General features: G+C 55.1%; 17 protein-coding genes. 2 read left to right on the top strand and 15 right to left on the bottom strand.

What is annotated here, in order from left to right:
* Nucleotides 1–51: 51 nt before the first annotated feature.
* The 11 genes from smc to NST69_RS13240 all read right to left on the bottom strand — a co-directional run bounded on the left by smc (nucleotide 52) and on the right by NST69_RS13240 (nucleotide 11,769).
* On the bottom strand, nucleotides 52–3,621 hold the full coding sequence (gene smc / locus NST69_RS13290) for a chromosome segregation protein SMC (RefSeq protein WP_036728873.1): 3,570 nt from the start codon (nucleotides 3,619–3,621) through the stop codon (nucleotides 52–54).
* 207 nt (nucleotides 3,622–3,828) lie between these two features.
* Complete coding sequence (rnc, locus tag NST69_RS13285; RefSeq protein ID WP_036728876.1) at nucleotides 3,829–4,533, bottom strand: ribonuclease III; 705 nt, start codon at nucleotides 4,531–4,533, stop codon at nucleotides 3,829–3,831.
* A 14-nt stretch (nucleotides 4,534–4,547) separates the two neighbouring features.
* Entirely contained in the window at nucleotides 4,548–5,786 is a 1,239-nt protein-coding gene (fabF, locus tag NST69_RS13280) for a beta-ketoacyl-ACP synthase II (RefSeq protein WP_342549557.1), read from the bottom strand.
* Between the two features lie 223 nt (nucleotides 5,787–6,009).
* Nucleotides 6,010–6,243: an acyl carrier protein gene (gene acpP / locus NST69_RS13275; protein WP_036694165.1), complete on the bottom strand. Its 234-nt coding sequence runs from the start codon at nucleotides 6,241–6,243 to the stop codon at nucleotides 6,010–6,012.
* A gap of 124 nt (nucleotides 6,244–6,367) precedes the next feature.
* On the bottom strand, nucleotides 6,368–7,117 hold the full coding sequence (gene fabG / locus NST69_RS13270) for a 3-oxoacyl-[acyl-carrier-protein] reductase (protein WP_036728883.1): 750 nt from the start codon (nucleotides 7,115–7,117) through the stop codon (nucleotides 6,368–6,370).
* Between the two features lie 51 nt (nucleotides 7,118–7,168).
* Nucleotides 7,169–8,092, bottom strand: coding sequence for an ACP S-malonyltransferase (gene fabD, locus NST69_RS13265; protein ID WP_342549556.1), 924 nt, complete (start codon nucleotides 8,090–8,092; stop codon nucleotides 7,169–7,171).
* Nucleotides 8,093–8,181: 89 nt separating this feature from the next.
* Nucleotides 8,182–9,171, bottom strand: a complete 990-nt coding sequence (locus NST69_RS13260) for a beta-ketoacyl-ACP synthase III (protein WP_155991613.1) — start codon at nucleotides 9,169–9,171, stop codon at nucleotides 8,182–8,184.
* An 8-nt stretch (nucleotides 9,172–9,179) separates the two neighbouring features.
* The gene (plsX, locus tag NST69_RS13255) at nucleotides 9,180–10,169 is read right to left on the bottom strand and encodes a phosphate acyltransferase PlsX (protein WP_036728890.1); all 990 of its coding nucleotides are present in this window, start codon (nucleotides 10,167–10,169) and stop codon (nucleotides 9,180–9,182) included.
* Entirely contained in the window at nucleotides 10,153–10,749 is a 597-nt protein-coding gene (fapR, locus tag NST69_RS13250; RefSeq protein WP_339256371.1) for a transcription factor FapR, read from the bottom strand. Before fapR ends, plsX begins: the two co-directional genes overlap by 17 nt.
* Nucleotides 10,750–11,023: 274 nt before the next feature.
* Complete coding sequence (gene rpmF / locus NST69_RS13245; protein WP_019911234.1) at nucleotides 11,024–11,197, bottom strand: 50S ribosomal protein L32; 174 nt, start codon at nucleotides 11,195–11,197, stop codon at nucleotides 11,024–11,026.
* A 50-nt stretch (nucleotides 11,198–11,247) separates the two neighbouring features.
* On the bottom strand, nucleotides 11,248–11,769 hold the full coding sequence (locus tag NST69_RS13240; protein WP_036728896.1) for a DUF177 domain-containing protein: 522 nt from the start codon (nucleotides 11,767–11,769) through the stop codon (nucleotides 11,248–11,250).
* 139 nt (nucleotides 11,770–11,908) lie between these two features.
* On the opposite strand from NST69_RS13240, the gene NST69_RS13235 reads away from it, so the two are divergent.
* On the top strand, nucleotides 11,909–13,147 hold the full coding sequence (locus NST69_RS13235) for a nucleotidyltransferase family protein (RefSeq protein ID WP_342550172.1): 1,239 nt from the start codon (nucleotides 11,909–11,911) through the stop codon (nucleotides 13,145–13,147).
* Here the strand turns inward: NST69_RS13235 and NST69_RS13230 are convergent.
* On the bottom strand, nucleotides 13,137–14,177 hold the full coding sequence (locus NST69_RS13230; protein ID WP_036728900.1) for a SepM family pheromone-processing serine protease: 1,041 nt from the start codon (nucleotides 14,175–14,177) through the stop codon (nucleotides 13,137–13,139). The genes NST69_RS13235 and NST69_RS13230 overlap by 11 nt on opposite strands.
* Before the next feature lie 159 nt (nucleotides 14,178–14,336).
* On the opposite strand from NST69_RS13230, the gene NST69_RS13225 reads away from it, so the two are divergent.
* Entirely contained in the window at nucleotides 14,337–15,623 is a 1,287-nt protein-coding gene (locus NST69_RS13225; RefSeq protein WP_342549538.1) for a nucleoside recognition domain-containing protein, read from the top strand.
* On the opposite strand, the gene coaD is transcribed toward NST69_RS13225, so the two are convergent.
* The 3 genes from coaD to NST69_RS13210 form a co-directional block, all read right to left on the bottom strand.
* Nucleotides 15,595–16,113: a pantetheine-phosphate adenylyltransferase gene (coaD, locus tag NST69_RS13220; protein WP_339256363.1), complete on the bottom strand. Its 519-nt coding sequence runs from the start codon at nucleotides 16,111–16,113 to the stop codon at nucleotides 15,595–15,597. The two genes, NST69_RS13225 and coaD, sit on opposite strands and share 29 nt — an antisense overlap.
* Complete coding sequence (gene rsmD / locus NST69_RS13215; RefSeq protein WP_342549537.1) at nucleotides 16,097–16,705, bottom strand: 16S rRNA (guanine(966)-N(2))-methyltransferase RsmD; 609 nt, start codon at nucleotides 16,703–16,705, stop codon at nucleotides 16,097–16,099. The genes coaD and rsmD overlap by 17 nt, the downstream gene beginning before the upstream one ends.
* 365 nt (nucleotides 16,706–17,070) lie before the next feature.
* Nucleotides 17,071–17,409 carry a hypothetical protein gene (locus NST69_RS13210; protein ID WP_342549536.1) on the bottom strand — a complete coding sequence of 113 codons (339 nt, stop codon included), beginning with the start codon at nucleotides 17,407–17,409 and terminating at the stop codon, nucleotides 17,071–17,073.
* Between the last annotated feature and the right edge of the window lie 91 nt (nucleotides 17,410–17,500).

Genomic DNA, 17,500 nt, shown 5'->3' with positions numbered 1-17,500 from the left:
ATGCTTCCTCCTAAAGGGTTATAAGGATCACTTCATGAATCCTGCATCTAATTAAGCTATCTCTGCCTCTTCATCCTCCAGCCGCACGGATACGAGCTTGGACACGCCGCCTTCCTCCATCGTAACGCCGTAGAGTACGTCTGCTTCCTCCATCGTTCCCTTGCGGTGGGTCACTACGATGAACTGCGTCTGCTCCGAGAACTCGCGCAGGTACTGGGCGAAGCGCACCACATTGGCTTCATCCAGCGCCGCTTCCACTTCATCCAGCACGCAGAACGGCACCGGCTTGACCTGCAGAATGGCGAACAGCAGAGCCATCGCGGTTAAGGCGCGTTCTCCGCCGGAGAGAAGCTGGAGATTCTGCAGCTTCTTGCCCGGCGGCTGGGCAACGATATCAATCCCTGTATCAAGCATATGCTCAGGGTCCAGCAGCTGCAGATCTGCCCGGCCGCCGCCGAACAGCTTCGTGAACACCGTGCCGAACTCGCGGCGGATGGCATCGAAGGTCTGCTTGAAGCGCTTCGACATCTCCTCTTCCATCTCATGGATGACATGATACAGCGTTGTTTTGGCTTCCACCAGATCATCCTTTTGCCCGCTTAGAAAAGTATACCGCTCATGCACCCGCTGATACTCTTCAATCGCGCCAAGGTTGACCTCGCCCAGACCGGAGATGCTGCGCTTCAGACGCTGCACCTCCAGCTGTGCCGCAGGCACATCCTCCGGCACCGGATAACGCTGCTTCGCCAGCTCGTAGCTCAGCTCGTAGTCATCGCTCAGCTTGCGGAGGATATTGTCCAGTTCTACATCCAGCCGGCCAACGGCAACCTCCGTGGAACGGAGCTTGTCTTCGACCGCCCGGAGCGCCTGACGCTGGTCTTTGGTCTCGCCTTCGGCCAGCTCCAGCTTGCGCGAGATCGCCGCGCGGTCGGCACGGGCCAGGTCAAGCCTCGCAGACGTATCTTCCTTGCTCAGCCTCAGACTGTTGACCTCTTCCTTCTGCTTCACGGTCTCCCGTGCATTCTCTTCCAGATCCTGCTCGATGGTCATAAGCAGGCTGCGGCTCTGGCGCAGCTCCTTCTCCTGGGAGCCGGCGTCCTGCCTCATCCGGCGCAGCTGCTCCTCCAGCGAGAAGATCTCCTGATCCAGCTTGCCCTCCGTGACCTTCATCCCGGTCAGCTTGCCCTGCAGCTCTTCCTTGGCCGATTCATTCGCCTTGCGGTCCGACTCGGCACTGCGGATTGCTGCGTGCGCCTCCTGCTCTTCCTTCTCCAGCCGGGACAGCTCTGCTTCCGCCTGCTTGCGGGCCTCATCCAGCCCGCGTACCTCCTGCTCGAAGCCGCTGCGCTCCGCGCCCGCGCCCTCGACTTGCTCCTGCACATGCCGCAGCTCCTGCTCCAGCTGCTTCAGATCGCCGGATACGCGCTGTTCCTCCAGCCGCTTCTCATCACCGTCATGCCGCAGCTGCTCCAGCTTCTGGGAGCCTTTGTCCTGTTCAGCGCGCAAGCGGCTGATCCCCTGCTTCAGCTTGGCAATCTGCTGCTCGCTCTCTTCAATCTCGCCGGAGAGCTGGTCAAGCTGACGCTTGCGGCTAAGCAGGCTGTTGTTCTTTTTATGCTGGCTGCCGCCCGTCATTGAGCCGCCTGCATTCACCACATCGCCTTCCAGCGTAACCACTCTGTAGCGGTATTGGCATTTGGCCGCAATGCGGTTCGCCTGCTCCAGACTCTCAGCGATTACGACATTGCCGAGCAGGCTTCCGATAATGCTTCCATACTTGTCTTCATAGCCGACCAGCTCCGAGGCGATACCGACAAACCCTTCAGCACCTTGAACCATGCTGCGGTCACTGCCGGTAATCTGCCGGGGCCGGATCACATCAAGCGGGAGGAAGGTCGCCCGTCCGAGCTGACGCTGCTTCAGGAAAGCAATCGCCTGCCGGGACACCGCTTCATTCTCCATAACCACATGCTGCAAGGAAGCGCCCATGGCGGTCTCAATCGCCATTTCCAGCTTCTCGGGAACGGAGATCAATTCGGCAACTGCCCCGTGTACACCGCTTAGCTGTCCTTTGCGCGCGCCCTTCAGCACCTCTTTGACCCCAAGCATGAAGCCGTCAAAATCATCCTGCATTTCCTTCATCGTCTCATGCCGGGACACCTGGGCTTCGCGCTTCTGCTCCCATTTTCGCAGGCCGCTCTGCGTCTCTTCGAGCAGCTTCTGCCGTTTGCCGGTCTGCTCGCTCTCCGTAATGTATGCGCCGCGCAGCAGCCCGATTTCCTTGCCTAGCGCGGCAATCTTATCCTTCAGCCCGCTCTGTGCAGAGACCAGCTCCTCCAGCCGCGCTGTCCACTTGCCGCTCTCCTCCTGGCTGCGGCTCATCCGCCGCTCCAGGCTCTCCTTCTGCTGATCCGCATAGCGGATCTCGTTGCGCGCCTGGGCCATCAGGTTCATCAGCTCAAGCAGAGCGCTCTTCAGCTTCTCTTCCTTGCTCTGGCTGATGCCTCCGGCCACACCCTGCAGCTTCGATTCCTCATCCGCCAGCTGTGCCCGCAGCTCCGCAAGCGTCTGCCGGGTCTGCTTCAGCTTATGCTCCAGCTCCGCCAGCTCACGCTGCCGCCCCTCAGAGCGTTCGCCTACAGAACCCAGAGTCTGCATGAGCTGTTCCCGGTTCTGCTCCAGATTCCTGCGGCGCTCCTTCAGCAGCTCTCCGTAGCCTTCGCTCTTCTCGTTGGCTTCGCTGCTGCGCAGCAGCTGTTCCTGCAGCTTCTCCACTTCCTGCTCCAAATTACGCAGCTCCGCCCGGCCGCTCTCCAGCTTGGCATCATGGGCAGAGACTATAGTGGACAGCTCCAGCTGCTCCGTCTTAAGCACCTCCAGGCGGGCGTTGCCCTCCTGCCAGGATGTATGTATGCCTTCGATCTGATGCACATATACCGAAATCTCCAGATGCTTTAGCTGCTCCCGCAGCTCCTTGTATCTTATCGCCTTCTCGGACTGGTCCTTCAGCGGTCCCACCTGATCCTCCAGCTCGCTGATCAGGTCATGAATCCGCAGCAAATTCTGCTCGGTCTCATCAAGCTTGCGGCCGGCATCCTTTTTGCGTGACTTATATTTAACAATACCTGAAGCCTCTTCAAAGATCCCCCTCCGGTCTTCCGAACGGGTACTGAGAATCTCTTCAATCCGGCCTTGTCCGATAATCGAATAAGCTTCACGGCCGATACCGGTATCCATGAACAGCTCCGTAATATCCTTCAGCCTGCAGGCCTGCTTATTGATCAGATATTCACTGTCGCCGCTGCGGTGGACACGCCGGGTCACGGTCACCTCGCTGAAATCCAGCGGCAGCACATGATCCTCATTATCCAGCGTCAGCGAGACCTCACCGTAGTTGACCGCCTTGCGGGCATCACTTCCGGCAAATATAATATCCTCCATCTTGCCGCCGCGCAGGGATTTGGCACTCTGCTCCCCAAGCACCCAGCGGATGCCGTCGGATATGTTACTTTTGCCGCTGCCGTTTGGGCCGACTACAGCCGTTATTCCGCGCACAAATTCCATCTCTGTTTTGTCGGCAAATGATTTGAAGCCTGCTAATTCAATCCGTTTCAGAAACATAACTCGCTACTCACCTCTGACCCATTATACCATAGTGTTTCCTTGCCAAAACAACCCCATAAAGTGGTGCACCTGCTTCGATATTTACCCCAAAACATATCATTTCTGATCTTTCGAAAAAGAGCAGCAAAAGTCTGACTTCCGCCGAACCGCCGGCATTCAGACCATTGCTGCTCTACTCCGCATTTCAGATGTTCATCTGTGCCTTCAGGCACCATCTTCCTTCAGTAGCAATAATGCCGCCGCCGCTGCCTGCTGCTCCGCTTCCTTCTTGGAGCGGCCGCTGCCGCTGCCGAGTGAACGGCTGGCCATATATACTTCTGAGACGAACTCACGCTCATGCGCCGGTCCGCGTTCTTCAATAATCCGATATTCCAGCGTACCCATCCCATGATGCTGTATCAGTTCCTGAAGCTCTGTCTTGAAGTCGCTCATCTGCATTTGCAGCTTACCATCGGTTTCCACCAGCGGAAATACGTGATTATCCAGGAATCTCCGGGCCGTCTCCAGTCCCTGATCGAGATAGAGCGCTCCCACGAAGGCTTCGAACACATCAGCCAGCAGAGCCGGGCGGGTACGTCCGCCCGTAAGCTCTTCCCCTTTTCCCAGCAGTACATACCGCCCGAAGCCCAAGGTCTCGGCGAACCGGACCAGCGACGGCTCACAGACAATCGCAGCACGCAGCTTGGTCAATTCTCCCTCGGGCCTGTCCGGGAGCAGATTATACAGATATTCGGACACCGTCAGCTCAAGCACCGCATCACCCAGGAACTCCAGGCGCTCGTTGTCCTGATGCTGATTGAACCGGTGTTCGTTCACATAAGATGCATGGGTGAAAGCCTGCTTCAGAAGTACAGGATCGTGAAATTGGATTTGAAGTTGGCTTTGTAACTGCTTCAGGTCTCCTTTCACTGCACTGTCTCCCCTTACTTATTATATTTTTTGAGAATAACGGTCGCGTTATGTCCCCCGAATCCGAAGGAATTCGACATCGCGATATTCAGCTCCGCCTGACGTGGCACATTCGGAACATAGTCCAAATCGCAATCCGGGTCAGGGTTGTCCAAATTGATGGTAGGGGCAATCATACCCTTCTGCAGGGACAGCCCGCAGATAATCGCTTCCACCCCGCCGGCAGCGCCAAGCAAGTGGCCTGTCATCGATTTGGTTGAGCTGATCGCAACCTTGTACGCATGCTCTCCGAGCGCCTTCTTCACAGCGGCTGTCTCAGATTTATCGCCTACCGGTGTAGATGTACCATGCGCATTGATGTAGTCGATATCCTCAGGATTAATACCGGCATCACGGATCGCCATCTTCATGCAGCGTGCTGCACCGTCAGGATCAGGCTCCGTCATGTGGTGGGCATCGGCGCTGAGACCGTATCCGATGACTTCGGCATAGATCTTGGCTCCGCGCTTCTCGGCATGTTCCAGGGATTCGAGAATCAGGATTCCCGCACCCTCGCCCATGACAAAGCCGTCACGGTCCACATCAAACGGGCGGCTGGCCTTATCCGGCTCGTCATTGCGGGTAGACATGGCTCTCATTGCACAAAAGCCTGCCATTCCTGTAGGACGAATGGTGGCTTCCGCACCGCCGCAGATCATCGCATCCGCATCACCGCGCTGGATCAGACGGAAGGATTCTCCGATGGAATGGCTGCCTGTTGCACAAGCAGTCACTGTCGTTGTATTCGGTCCCTTGGCCCCGAGATTGATCGACAGCTGGCCGGAGCCCATGTTGGCAATCATCATCGGAATGAAGAACGGGCTGACCCGCTTCGGGCCTTTTTCGAGCAGCAGGTTGTGGTTATCTTCCCATGTGCCGAGGCCGCCGATTCCAGAGCCGACAGATACCCCGATCCGCTCTGCATCGATATCTTCACCGATCGTAAGTCCGCTGTCCTTCAGCGCATCTTCACCGGCAGCAACTGCGAATTGTACGAACCGGTCCATCTTGCGAGCTTCCTTGCGGCCGAAGCGTGCTTCCGCATCGAAATCCTTGACCGAGGAAGCAATTCTTGTTGGATATTCACTGACATCAAAAGCTTCAACCAGGGATACTCCGGACTTGCCGCTCATGAGGCTATCCCAGAACGTCTCAAGATCCTTACCCAGCGAAGTCATTACACCCATACCAGTTACAACTACTCTATGATTCAAACATAATCACCCCGTCTATAGGCTGTGTACCTCTACAATGTGTAAACGCAAACATACCAGATGTCTATATAAACTGCAGTCGCCGCAGGATTAGTTAATCTGCGGTTCTGTTATTATCTTCATAAAGATGCTCATACATCTCTTCACGGAAGCTTAACTGAAAGAACTGTAAAATGAGGAGAAGTCCCGCCCTGGCAGGAACGGGACCCTCAATCATATGACTCTAGGTATGAGATTGTATGTACTTCACAACTTCACCCACGGTCGTAATTCTCTCTGCATCTTCATCAGAGATTTCCATGTCGAATTCATCTTCCAATTCCATTACCAATTCTACAACATCAAGAGAATCAGCACCTAAATCATCTTTGAAAGACGCTTCTAATGTTACCTCTGCTTCATCGGCACCTAAGCGGTCGATGACAATGCGTGTTACACGCTCCAATACATCGGACATCCGGTTCACCTCCTCTTTTGGTATTATACGAGATATGAAGTCAAAATACCATAGAGCATAAAAAACGCTGCCCTGGCCGCCTCTGTCCATCTTCACCCGTAACGATCTAACGCCCTGCGAAGCCTTACATGTACATTCCGCCATCCACATGAAGCGTCTGGCCTGTCATGTAAGCTGCCCCTTCTGAAGCCAGGAATACCGCCGCATTCGCAATGTCCTCCGCCCGCCCAAGCTCTCCCAAGGGAATCCCCTTGATCAGCTCGCTGCGAACCTCATCGGACAACTCGCGGGTCATGTCGGTATCAATGAAGCCTGGCGCGATGCAGTTCACTGTGATTCCACGTGAAGACAGCTCGCGGGCCGCAGACTTCGTCATGCCGATTACCCCTGCCTTGGCAGCGGTATAATTCACCTGTCCGGGATTCCCCGTCACGCCCACAACCGAGGAAATATTGATGATCCGGCCATAACGCTGCTTCATCATCGGGCGGGTTACTGCCTTCAGGCAGTTGAAGACGCCCTTCAGATTCGTCTCGATGACCTGATCGAATTCTTCCTCTTTCATACGCATGATCAGATTGTCCCGGGTAATGCCCGCATTGTTCACCAGGATATCGATTTTCCCCCAGGTCTGGATAACCTCTTTGACCAGGTTCTCGGCGTCACTGCTGCGGCCGACATTCCCCTGCAGAGCGATTCCTTCCGAGCCCAGCTCGTGAATCCGGGCCACGGTCTCTTCAGCCGCCTGAAGGCTGCCGGAATAGTTCACCGCGACCTTCACGCCATGAGCAGCGAGTGCCAAGGCAATGCTGCGGCCGATCCCCCGGGACCCTCCGGTTACAAGGGCGGTCTGACCTTTTAGTGCTGCAAACATGCTATGTTGTCCCCCTTCGATAATCATGCGGCTGCGGTTAGGCCAAGCTGCTTACCAGCCAGCCTGCACGCTCTCCAGACTGTTGATATTCACAACCTTGACCTTCCTGTCAATCTTGCGGATCAGGCCAGCCAGCACACTGCCGGAGCCAATCTCTACAAAAGTATCTACACCTGCGCCAATGAGCCATTCCACGCTATCCTGCCAGAGTACCGGAGAATATACCTGTTCTACCAGCAGCTTGCGGATTTCTTCAGGGTCTGTCACCGGAGCAGCGGTGACATTGACCACTACCGGCATAGCAGGAGCATTGAAGGTTACCTTCTCGAGCTCAGCAGCCAGCCGCTCAGCCGCACCCTTCATTAATGAGGAGTGGAACGGCCCGCTAACCTCCAGCGGAATCGCCCGTTTGCCACCGGCTTCCTTCACACGCTGGACCACCTCATCTACACCAGCTACGGAACCGGACACCACAATCTGTCCCGGACAATTGACATTCGCCAGTTCAACGGGAGTACCCGCTGCTGTAATACTGCGGCATAATTCCGTAAGCGCCTCACGGTCTGCTCCAAGCACCGCTGCCATAGCCCCCTGTCCTCCAGGAACTGCTTCTTCCATGAATTGTCCGCGCAGGCGGACCAGCCTTACAGCATCTTCATAGGACAGCACACCGGCTGCCACAAGAGCGCTATATTCGCCAAGACTGTGGCCTGCCACATAATCCGGCGTAACCTGGAGGCCGCTTAGCGCTTCCAGATAAGCCACACTGGCTGTAACCAGTGCCGGCTGCGTGTTCACCGTCTGCTTAAGCTCGCTGTCCGGCCCTTCAAATACAAGCCCGCTCAGCGGAAACCCAAGCACCTCGTCACCCTTTTCAAAGACTGCACGGCTCTGAGGCAATGCTTCATATACATCCTTACCCATACCGATTGCCTGTGCACCCTGACCGGGAAAGACAAATGCGATTTTGCTCATGAGGTATACAGCTCCTTCCCTTTAACTGCAGCGAGCCCGGATATTCCCCGGATTGGGCTGCTGCGTCACTATTATTAATGCCCCGATTCTTACCAGATCAGCACAGAAGCGCCCCAGGTAAGTCCGCCGCCGAAGCCGACCATAAGCACTGCATCGCCTGCCTTCATCCGGCCTTCCTCGGCTGCTTCTACAAGAGCCAGCGGAATGGAGGCAGCGGAGGTATTCGCGTATTTATCAACGTTGACTACAACCTTCTCCGGCGGCAGATCCAGACGCTGCATAGCGGATTGAATAATCCGGATGTTGGCCTGATGCGGCACGAACAAGTCGATATTCTCCTTAGACAATCCCGCCTTGGTAAGCACACGCTCCGTAGCCGATCCCATGACGCGAACTGCGAACTTGAAGACCTCGCGGCCATTCATATAGATGAAGTGCTTCTTGTCTTCTACGGTCTGCTGGGAAGCCGGGAGACGTGAGCCGCCCGCTTCCAGATTAAGCAGGCTGCCTCCAGAGCCTTCCGCTCCAAGATCGAAGGACTGGAAGCCGCGTCCTTCCGGAACCTCGCCGACGATTACCGCACCGGCACCGTCACCGAACAGCACGCAGGTATTGCGGTCTGTATAATCTGTAATGCGCGACAACGTATCTGCACCGATCACCAGCGCATTGTTATACATTCCATTCTGGATAAAGCCCGTGGCTGTAGCCAGACTGTAGACGAATCCGGAGCAGGCTGCCGACAGGTCAAAGGCGGCTGCGTTCTTGGCCCCCAGCTTGTCCTGAAGAATGCAGGCAGTGGATGGGAAAGCACTGTCAGGTGTAACTGTAGCGACAATAATCAGATCGAGCTCCTCGGCCTTCATGCCTGCGGATTCCAGTGCCTTCAGGGCCGCTTCATAGGCCAGATCAGAGGTAGCCTGCTCCGGGGCCGCAATATGCCGTTCCCTGATTCCTGTGCGGCTGACAATCCATTCATCATTCGTTTCGACGATCTTCTCCAGATCGCTGTTGGTTAATATTCTCTCAGGCACATATTTCCCAGTCCCAATAATTCCTACCGGACGTAATTGTCTCATGTCTTCACTCACTTCCCGCTAATTTCCTTCGATATACTAGGCACCAGATCCGCCTTCAGGGCAATCCGTGCCTGTCTTACCGCATTCTTCACCGCATTGCCGTCGGACGAACCATGCCCCTTGACTACCAGGCCGCTAAGACCAAGCAGCGGCGCTCCGCCATGTTCCTTATAATCCATCTTGCCCTTCAGGCTTCTAAGCTCCGGCATCAGGATCGCCGCCCCCAGCTTCGTCTTAAGGGATTTGCTGAACTGCTCCTTCAGCAGAGAGAACATCGCGCCGGCTGTTCCTTCCAGCGTCTTCAGAAGTATATTACCGGCGAAGCCGTCACAGACCAGCACATCGCAGCTTCCGGTGAGCACATCCCGCGCTTCTACATTGCCGACAAAATGAATGCCCTGCAGCGCCTCCAGGAGCGGATAGGCTTCCTTGGTCAATTCATTCCCCTTGCCCGGCTCCGTCCCGACGTTCAGCAGGCCTACCCGGGGCTTCGCAATGCCGTGCACTTTGTTGCGGTATATGCTGCCAATCAGGGCATACTGTGCCAGATGCTGCGGCTTGGCATCCATATTGGCGCCAAGATCCAGGGCCAGCACACCGACATCATCCAGCGTCGGAATCATCGGAGCCAGCGCAGGCCGTTCGATCCCTTCCATTCTTCCGACTACCAGAAGTCCTGTAGTCATTAATGCTCCGGTATTCCCTGAGGAGATCATGGCATCGGCCTCACCCTCGCGGACCATCCGTCCGGCCACGACCATGGATGAGTCCTTTTTGCGGCGGACTGCCTTCACAGGCTCTTCATCCGAACCGATCACATCCCCGGCATGACGTACGGTAACGTTAGAAGGCTTAGTCTTCAGCAGCGGCTCAAGCCGCGCTTCATCACCGACCAGTATGATCTCTATGTCATTCCACTCCGCAGCCGCTGCCAGCGCGCCTTCCACATTACATTCAGGAGCATTATCCCCGCCCATGGCATCAATGGCGATCCGCACTCCGGTTTCCCCCTTCGCTGTACTCTTCAGTTGCTGAACGATACACTATAAAATGGCCTTGAAATACCAGCTCTTCTCCGACATATGTAAATACATCCACTTCAGCCTTGCCGTTCCGGCCCGCAAGTGAGCGCACCTGCGCCTTGGCAATGCATTTCTCACCCAGCCGGACCATGCGCACAAACCGGATGTCGGCAGAAGCCGTTAAGGCAATCTCATCATTAATTATGGCTACTGCCAGCGAATTCGCCTGGCCGAAGACGTAGTGGCCACGGGCAATCCCGTTGCGGGAGAACACATGCTCACCGCGGATCTCGAAGATCGAAATCCCGCTCTTGTCCAGCTGCAGATCCACAATATCACCGACCACTTCATCGGCTGGCAGGGAACGCACCTGATCATAGGAATGCTCCGCCATCTGCTTCATCCGCTCACGCAGCTCGGGAATCCCCAGCTCCAGCCGGTCCAGCCGGATCGTCTGGATACTCACCTTCAGCTGGCGGGTCAATTCCCGGTCCGTTACAAACGGGTTCCCTTCTATTATAGCCAGCAGCTGCTGCTGACGTTCCTTCTTGGACATCCGCTCGATAGCGGCTCACCTCCCGGCACAGGCCTGATGTGCAGCTTTCCGGCCCGTAAGAGTGGCCGCTGTAATCATATCTCTCTGTTCTACCTTATCAATTAGAACCAGGTACTAATATGTAGTATAAAGCATGCCGGCGCAAAAATAAAGCTTTGGCTTGAAAAGCGCCTGAAAACCCGCGCAGCGCAAGGCATATAAGCTCTGCCCCAGCTTTATTTTCACATAAAAATAGCACTCCACCGGCAGATGAAGTGCTACTCTTATGTGCAAACTATTGTTTGATGATTTCTCTTGCTTTGTATGTTCCGCAAACTTTACATACGTGGTGAGCAAGCTTCAGCTCTCCGCATTGTTCGCATTTCACCATACCTGGAACAACCAGTTTAAAGTGAGTACGACGCTTGTCACGGCGAGTCTTGGACGTTCTGCGTTGTGGTACTGCCATTGTTAGACACCTCCTGATTTTGTTGTAACCCAATTCCTTGGGATTTGTTCTTAGTCATCTTGCTTGGTAAAGAATCCTTTCAACGCAGCGAGTCTTGGATCGATCACTGTGTTGTCGCAACTGCAGGTGCCTTCGTTCAAGTTCTGTCCGCATTTCTGACAAAGACCAAGACAGTCTGCCTTGCACAATACCGAATCCGGTAAGTGCAGTACGAAATTTTCTTCCACATACGGGATAAGATCCACAATCTCATCTTTGATGTAAATGAGTTCCTCATCTTCATCTTCCGGAAGAATTGGCTGCTTAAGCCACTTGAAGGTCTCAGCGAAAGGAATATTCAGCTTACTCTTGACCTCACCGAGACAACGTGAACATAACATGTCCACTTCTCCGTTCAGTGTTCCCACCACGTTCACACTATCGGTTCCCGCGGGCAGCGCTTTAAGGTCTACTGAGAGTGGTGCAACAGCAAGTATATCCTTGCGCCCTGTGACAACCCCGCTGACATCCACAACTTCGTGGAGGACCAGAGGCTCGTCGGCATTCGCTAATTTGCGAAAGTGAATGTTCATCGTTATCACTCCAAACAAACAAAATTTATTATACCTATTATTCCCTGAGTTTGTCAACCATTTTCCCTTTATATTGTTTCAGGGAGCGTGACAATTTATGATATACAATATATCTTCCAGAATGGGGCGTGAAGCAACTGTGGCAACTGTAGGTATTATAGCCGAATATAACCCTTTACATAACGGGCATGTCCATCATTTCACCGAGGCCAAAAGAATATCGGGAGCGGACCGCTCCGTTGTCATTATGAGCGGACCGTTCACCCAGCGCGGCGAGCCGGCGGCGGTCAGCAAGCGCGCCCGTACCGAGATGGCGCTGCACATGGGCGCCGATCTGGTCATTGAGCTGCCGGTGGCGTACGCCGTCCAGCCGGCGGAATGGTTCGCCTTCGGAGCGGTGTCCCTGCTGGAGGCGACCGGCGTCGTCGACAGCCTGTGCTTTGGCTCCGAAGCAGGCACTTTGGGCGTGCTGCTGCCTCTGGCCGGCTTCCTGGCCGAAGAGAGCAGTGCGCTTAAGGAGGAGATCCGCGCGCGCCTCTCTGAGGGCGCGGGATTCCCCGCCGCCTACAGCGCAGCGGCGGCGGCGGCCTGGAAGGGGGCTCCCGGGTGGAACGGGAGCCCTGAAGAAGCCGAGGCGCTGCTGCGGCAGCCCAACAACAGCCTCGGCCTGCACTACCTGATCGCGCTACGGCGGCTGGGCAGCGCGATCAGGCCCTTGACCGTGCCGCGTACCGGCGCGGGCTTCCACGACCCGCTGGAGGGCGGGTCGGCCATTGCGAGTGCAACAGCCATCCGCAGGCTGCTGCAGGAGGGCGGATCACCGGCGGCTTACATGCCGGAGTATGCCCTGTCCATCCTGGAGCGGGAGCGTGACGCAGGCCGGGGCCCGGTACTGCTAGAAGACTTCGCCGGTCCGCTGCGCCATGTGCTCTATACGCGCTCCGCTGCGGAGCTGCACACGCTGCAGGATATGAACGAGGGCCTGGAGAACCGGCTGCTCCGCGTCCTGCATCAGCTGGACAAGTTCACAGTCGGCGGCCTGCTGCAGGAGCTTAAGAGCAGACGGTATACCCTTACCCGGCTCCAGCGTCTGCTGCTTCACACCCTGCTGAACCACAGCAAAGCAGAGCTGTCCCCCTCCGTCCTCTCCCGGGGTCCCGGCTACATAAGAGTTCTTGGCTTCCGCGAGAGCGGCCGGGAGCTGCTGAAGCAGATGAAGCAGACAGCGGCGCTTCCGGTGATTACAAGCCCTGCCCGGTGCACCCATCCCATGCTGGAGCGTGACCTCCAGGCGGCTGCTGTGTTCGCCGGGGCTTATGCCGACCCGCTGCGCAGCGATCTGTACAGTGATTATCTTGAGCCGCCGGTCAGGATTTAATGACCGGCAGCTCCTCCATGTATTTCAGGGCATCGGGTAGGGTTGAGACAGGAACCAGCTTCATATTCGTGCCGATCTGATCCGCTTTTGCCTTGGCCTCGTCGTAGTTCTTAAGCGGAACGAAGAAGATCTCCGCCCCCTTACGGTCGGCAGCTACAATCTTATGCTTCACACCGCCGATTGGCCCCACGTTCCCCTCGGGATCGATCGTACCCGTGCCTGCTACCTTCCGGCCTTTGGTGAGATCCCCCGGCGTAAGCCGGTTGTAGATTTCCATGGTGAACATCAGACCGGCAGAGGGTCCGCCCACGTTAGTATCCACGAAGCTGACGGCTTTGCCTTCCTGCTTAGGCTCCACTTTTTGAACCGCACCAATAACGACTCCAAAGCCCGGCCGGGCAACCGCAGCTTCTTTATCCTTGACCCCCACCAGCTTGACCTGCTCCTTGATCTCTTTGCCGTCACGCTGGAGCGATACCTCCACGCTATCTCCAATCTGATGAACCGACAGCAATTTGGACAGCGCGGCCGGATCGGCTGCCTTTTGTCCGCCTACACTGATGATTTTGTCCCCCGGCTTGAACCGGTCCTGATTAGCAGTCTCTGGTACCGAGAACACATACAGATAATCCACGACATCCTCATAAGGTACACCTGCCGCATGATAGGCCGCCTGCACGGCATAGGACTGCGAACTATTCATATAGAACACCTGCTCCGCCGCATACTCCTGCTCCGTCTTATCCTGCAGACGGGTTTCTTTCAATACTACCTCGGCATTCGAGTTGAACACAGAGGCGATTAGAAGAGCCACATTCGCATAGCTTGCAGAGACCGTGGTCATCATGAAGGTTCCTTGCTCCTGCGGATCGGCATTCTCAACCTTGATCATCGGTGCCACCTCGGAGGCGCTTCCCGGCTGATATACAATGTAAGGCGTGTTCATAAAGACGACAACATAGAGAATGACCACGAATGAAAATAAATAGGCTGAAGCGCGGATGCCTACCCGGCGTTTGTACTGCCTCAAGTCTCTTCCCCTTCTTTCCTGCGGATGATGCCCCGGCACTTAGAATGTGGTACCTTAGCCTGGAGCTTCACTCCGGCTGTGGCATGATGGTTGTCTCCCCTGCATAAATTGATAACAAGATCTGCCCATGTCCTAAGCTATGAAGAGGGGATAACTCTAATGATAAACTTTAGATCCAGACGCTTCCTGTCGGGTTCAGCTTCATTTATACCCGGGGCTGCAGCCATTCTGCTAGCTATAGCAATAATCATAGCACCTGAAGCCTCATTCAAGGCTTCACTTACGGGCCTTACGCTCTGGTGGACCCTGGTCTTTCCGGCGCTGCTGCCCTTCCTGATCCTCTCAGAGATGCTGAACGCATCCGGCTTCGTGCATGGTATCGGCGTCCTGCTGGAGCCGCTGATGAAGCGGTGCTTCCGGCTTCCCGGGGCGGGCGGCTGGACGCTGGTGCTCGGCCTTACCGCCGGCTTCCCGGCAGGAGCCGGAGGAGTGATGCAACTGCACAAGCAGGGGGACATTACGGACAAGGAGGCCGGACGGCTGGCGGCTATCGTGCATTATGCCAGTCCGGTCACACTGCTTATTGTAGTCGGGACAGCCTTCCTGCACAGTCCAGCCGCCGGGTATGCCCTGCTGGCCATCCACTGGCTGTCAGGGATAGCCGCAGGTATTCTATCCGCCTGCTTCAATGGCTCCCGTAAGATAACCTCACCTATTCCGCTTCCGCAAGCTCTTCCGCAAGTTCCGCAAGAAAGTGATTCCAGCCTGACGGGCAGCCGCCCCCGCAGCAAAAAAGCATCCTTGCCCCGGCGTATCCATCAGGCAGCAGCGGATGCCCGGTCAAGGGATGGACGGGGCTTCGGCAAGGTGCTCGGTGAATCCGTATCCTCCGCCGTACAGAGCCTGATGATTGTAGGCGGCTATATGATTATGTTCGCAGTTGTTGTAAGTATTGTTACCAGACTGTTGCCATGGCTGCCGAATCTGGTTACAGCAAGCATGCTTGAGATTCATCTCGGAGCCCAGTCAATGACTTCAGCCACAGCAGGGCTCGAAGGCTTCGTCATCGGCGGTCTTCTTGGCCCGGCACTGCTGTCGGCCGGCTTGGCCTGGAGCGGCATTTGCGCCCAGCTCCAGGCACTGACTGTGCTGAAGGCAGCGAATGTCCGCTTCCTTCCGTTCACCGCAGTCAGGCTGCTGCATGGACTATTTGCCTTTGCGTTCACGCTCCTGCTGTGGACACCGCTGCTCCATATTCAGTCTACGGTGCTGCCGGTTCTAGCCGGCTCACCCCCGGCCGTACAGCTGCAAGACATAGGCACTTCGCTGAGAATATGGACTCTGGCACCACAGATTCTGGGACTTATGGCCGTGCTTGTTATGCTGCTGCTGTTGCTGTCTGCTGCCGTGAAGCTGTTTACTTCGAGCCGCCGTCCATCCGGCTGAACTTCAGCTTCATGGCCTGCTCCACCTCAGGGGTTACAAAATCCGAGACCTTCCCGCCGAAGTGGGCAATCTCCTTCACCACACTGGAGCTAAGGTAGGAGTATCTCGGATTAGTCATCATAAATATAGTTTCCGCTTCAGGGTCAAGGTTATGATTAATGGAAGCATTCTGCAGCTCATATTCAAAATCCGTAACGGTCCGGATTCCCCGGACAATAACCTGCGCATCCTTTTGCCTCACATAGTTAACCAGGAGATCACGGAAGCTGTCCACTTCAACATTCGGTATATCTGCTGTCGCCTGACGCAGAAGCTCTGTCCGTTCCTCGACCGAGAACAACGGATTCTTGCTCAGGTTGTTCAGCACCGCCACAATCAGCCTGTCGAACTGCTTGGCGGCCCGGTGAATAATATCCATATGTCCCAGCGTAACCGGATCGAAGGTTCCTGGATAGATAGCGACACGTTCTTTTCTAATTTGCAGACTCATCATTAACCTCCTTGCCGCTTGCGGCAGCCTCTGGAAGAACAGCTTCATACCTGTAGATAGAAATCGTAACCTCTCCATAGACAGATTGCTTCGTTCTCACGAACCCCGGTATATCCTCGGGATAGGTATACCCCGATTCATGCTCCAGCACGATCACTGCATCAGGGTTCAGCAGCAGCTTGTCCGCCAGCGTAACCATCAGCTCGTCTCCATGCTTCATACGGTAAGGCGGGTCCAGAAAAACAAGATCAAATGCTCTCCCCCGCTTCCCGAGTGCACCAAGCGCTCTTCCCGCATCATTGCGGTAGACCTCAGCCTGCGCTTCCAGCCGGGCCGCCTTCAGGTTGGCACGCACCGTGTCAATCGCCTTCTGCTCCATGTCCACAAACACCGCAGCTTCCATCCCTCTGCTTAGGGCTTCAATTCCCAGCCCTCCAGTACCGGCATACAGATCAAGCACTGTACCTCCTTCAAAATAAGGCCCGATCATACTGAATAACGCTTCCTTTACTTTATCGGTAGTAGGCCGTGTGCCATTGCCTGGAACACTTTTAAGCGGCCTGCCTTTTGCACTTCCCGATATGACTCTCACCGATCATCCACCTGCTTTTTAGCTTTTGTCTCTACATTACTATGCCGTTACAGGGCATAAGTCCAAGCCTATAGTACCACAATTATTCCATGAAATAAAAAGATTGTCCGACTTTGTCACAATGCGGAGCAGAAGAATATTCGCAAGAAAATGTATAAAACTCCCGCATCCGGGTCATCCTGTAATTATCGACATCACAAAATGTCGTAGACAACCGCGGAGCAGGCTTACGTTTCCCCATAAGCTCTTCGTCCGGTTTCTCCTCTCCCATGAAAGAGGCTCCCGAAAGGGAGCCTCGATTTTTGTTTTACGCAAAAAAAGCCCCCGCCTTGAAATCAAGATACGTGGGCTTGCTGTGTATATAGTTATATAATCCGCTTCAGCTTGGCTTCCTGCTCAATGGAGCGCGCTGAGAGAAGTTCGATAATTCTGTGCTGATTCTCCAATAAAGACTCCACGTTGATGAGCCGCTCGTTTGTTTCCAGCACAGCACGTTTAATCTGTTCCTGATCTTGCATCATTGTTTGCAGATCTTGTTTTATTGTCTGCTGATCTTGTTTCATTGTTTGCTGATCTTGTTTCATGTTCTGCTGCTCTGTCTCTATTCGATCCAAACGCTCGTTGACGGTTCCTAATTCCGCCTTAACAGGAACTAACTCTTCCCGAATAACGGACCGCAATAATTGTACCAGGTCATTATCCATGTGCTCCGCTCCTTCAAACTTAATATATAGATTGTACCAGAATCCAATTTATTATTCTACATCATTTGACCTTGTCGATCTTGACAAATAT

The sequence above is a fragment of the Paenibacillus sp. FSL P2-0089 genome (assembly GCF_038595095.1).
GTDB lineage: Bacteria > Bacillota > Bacilli > Paenibacillales > Paenibacillaceae > Paenibacillus_AQ > Paenibacillus_AQ silagei.
This window is presented reverse-complemented; position numbering and strand designations above follow the sequence as displayed.

What these genes read in the sequence shown, in the direction of transcription:
- fapR (WP_339256371.1), bottom strand. Translation starts at nt 10,749, where the DNA reads ATGTCCAAGAAGGAACGTCAGCAGCAGCTGCTGGCTATAATAGAAGGG.
- smc (WP_036728873.1), bottom strand. Translation starts at nt 3,621, where the DNA reads ATGTTTCTGAAACGGATTGAATTAGCAGGCTTCAAATCATTTGCCGAC.
- acpP (WP_036694165.1), bottom strand. Translation starts at nt 6,243, where the DNA reads ATGTCCGATGTATTGGAGCGTGTAACACGCATTGTCATCGACCGCTTA.
- NST69_RS13210 (WP_342549536.1), bottom strand. Translation starts at nt 17,409, where the DNA reads ATGGATAATGACCTGGTACAATTATTGCGGTCCGTTATTCGGGAAGAG.
- coaD (WP_339256363.1), bottom strand. Translation starts at nt 16,113, where the DNA reads ATGAGTCTGCAAATTAGAAAAGAACGTGTCGCTATCTATCCAGGAACC.
- fabG (WP_036728883.1), bottom strand. Translation starts at nt 7,117, where the DNA reads ATGTTTGCAGCACTAAAAGGTCAGACCGCCCTTGTAACCGGAGGGTCC.
- fabD (WP_342549556.1), bottom strand. Translation starts at nt 8,092, where the DNA reads ATGAGCAAAATCGCATTTGTCTTTCCCGGTCAGGGTGCACAGGCAATC.
- NST69_RS13225 (WP_342549538.1), top strand. Translation starts at nt 14,337, where the DNA reads ATGATAAACTTTAGATCCAGACGCTTCCTGTCGGGTTCAGCTTCATTT.
- NST69_RS13260 (WP_155991613.1), bottom strand. Translation starts at nt 9,171, where the DNA reads ATGAGACAATTACGTCCGGTAGGAATTATTGGGACTGGGAAATATGTG.
- rpmF (WP_019911234.1), bottom strand. Translation starts at nt 11,197, where the DNA reads ATGGCAGTACCACAACGCAGAACGTCCAAGACTCGCCGTGACAAGCGT.
- NST69_RS13240 (WP_036728896.1), bottom strand. Translation starts at nt 11,769, where the DNA reads ATGAACATTCACTTTCGCAAATTAGCGAATGCCGACGAGCCTCTGGTC.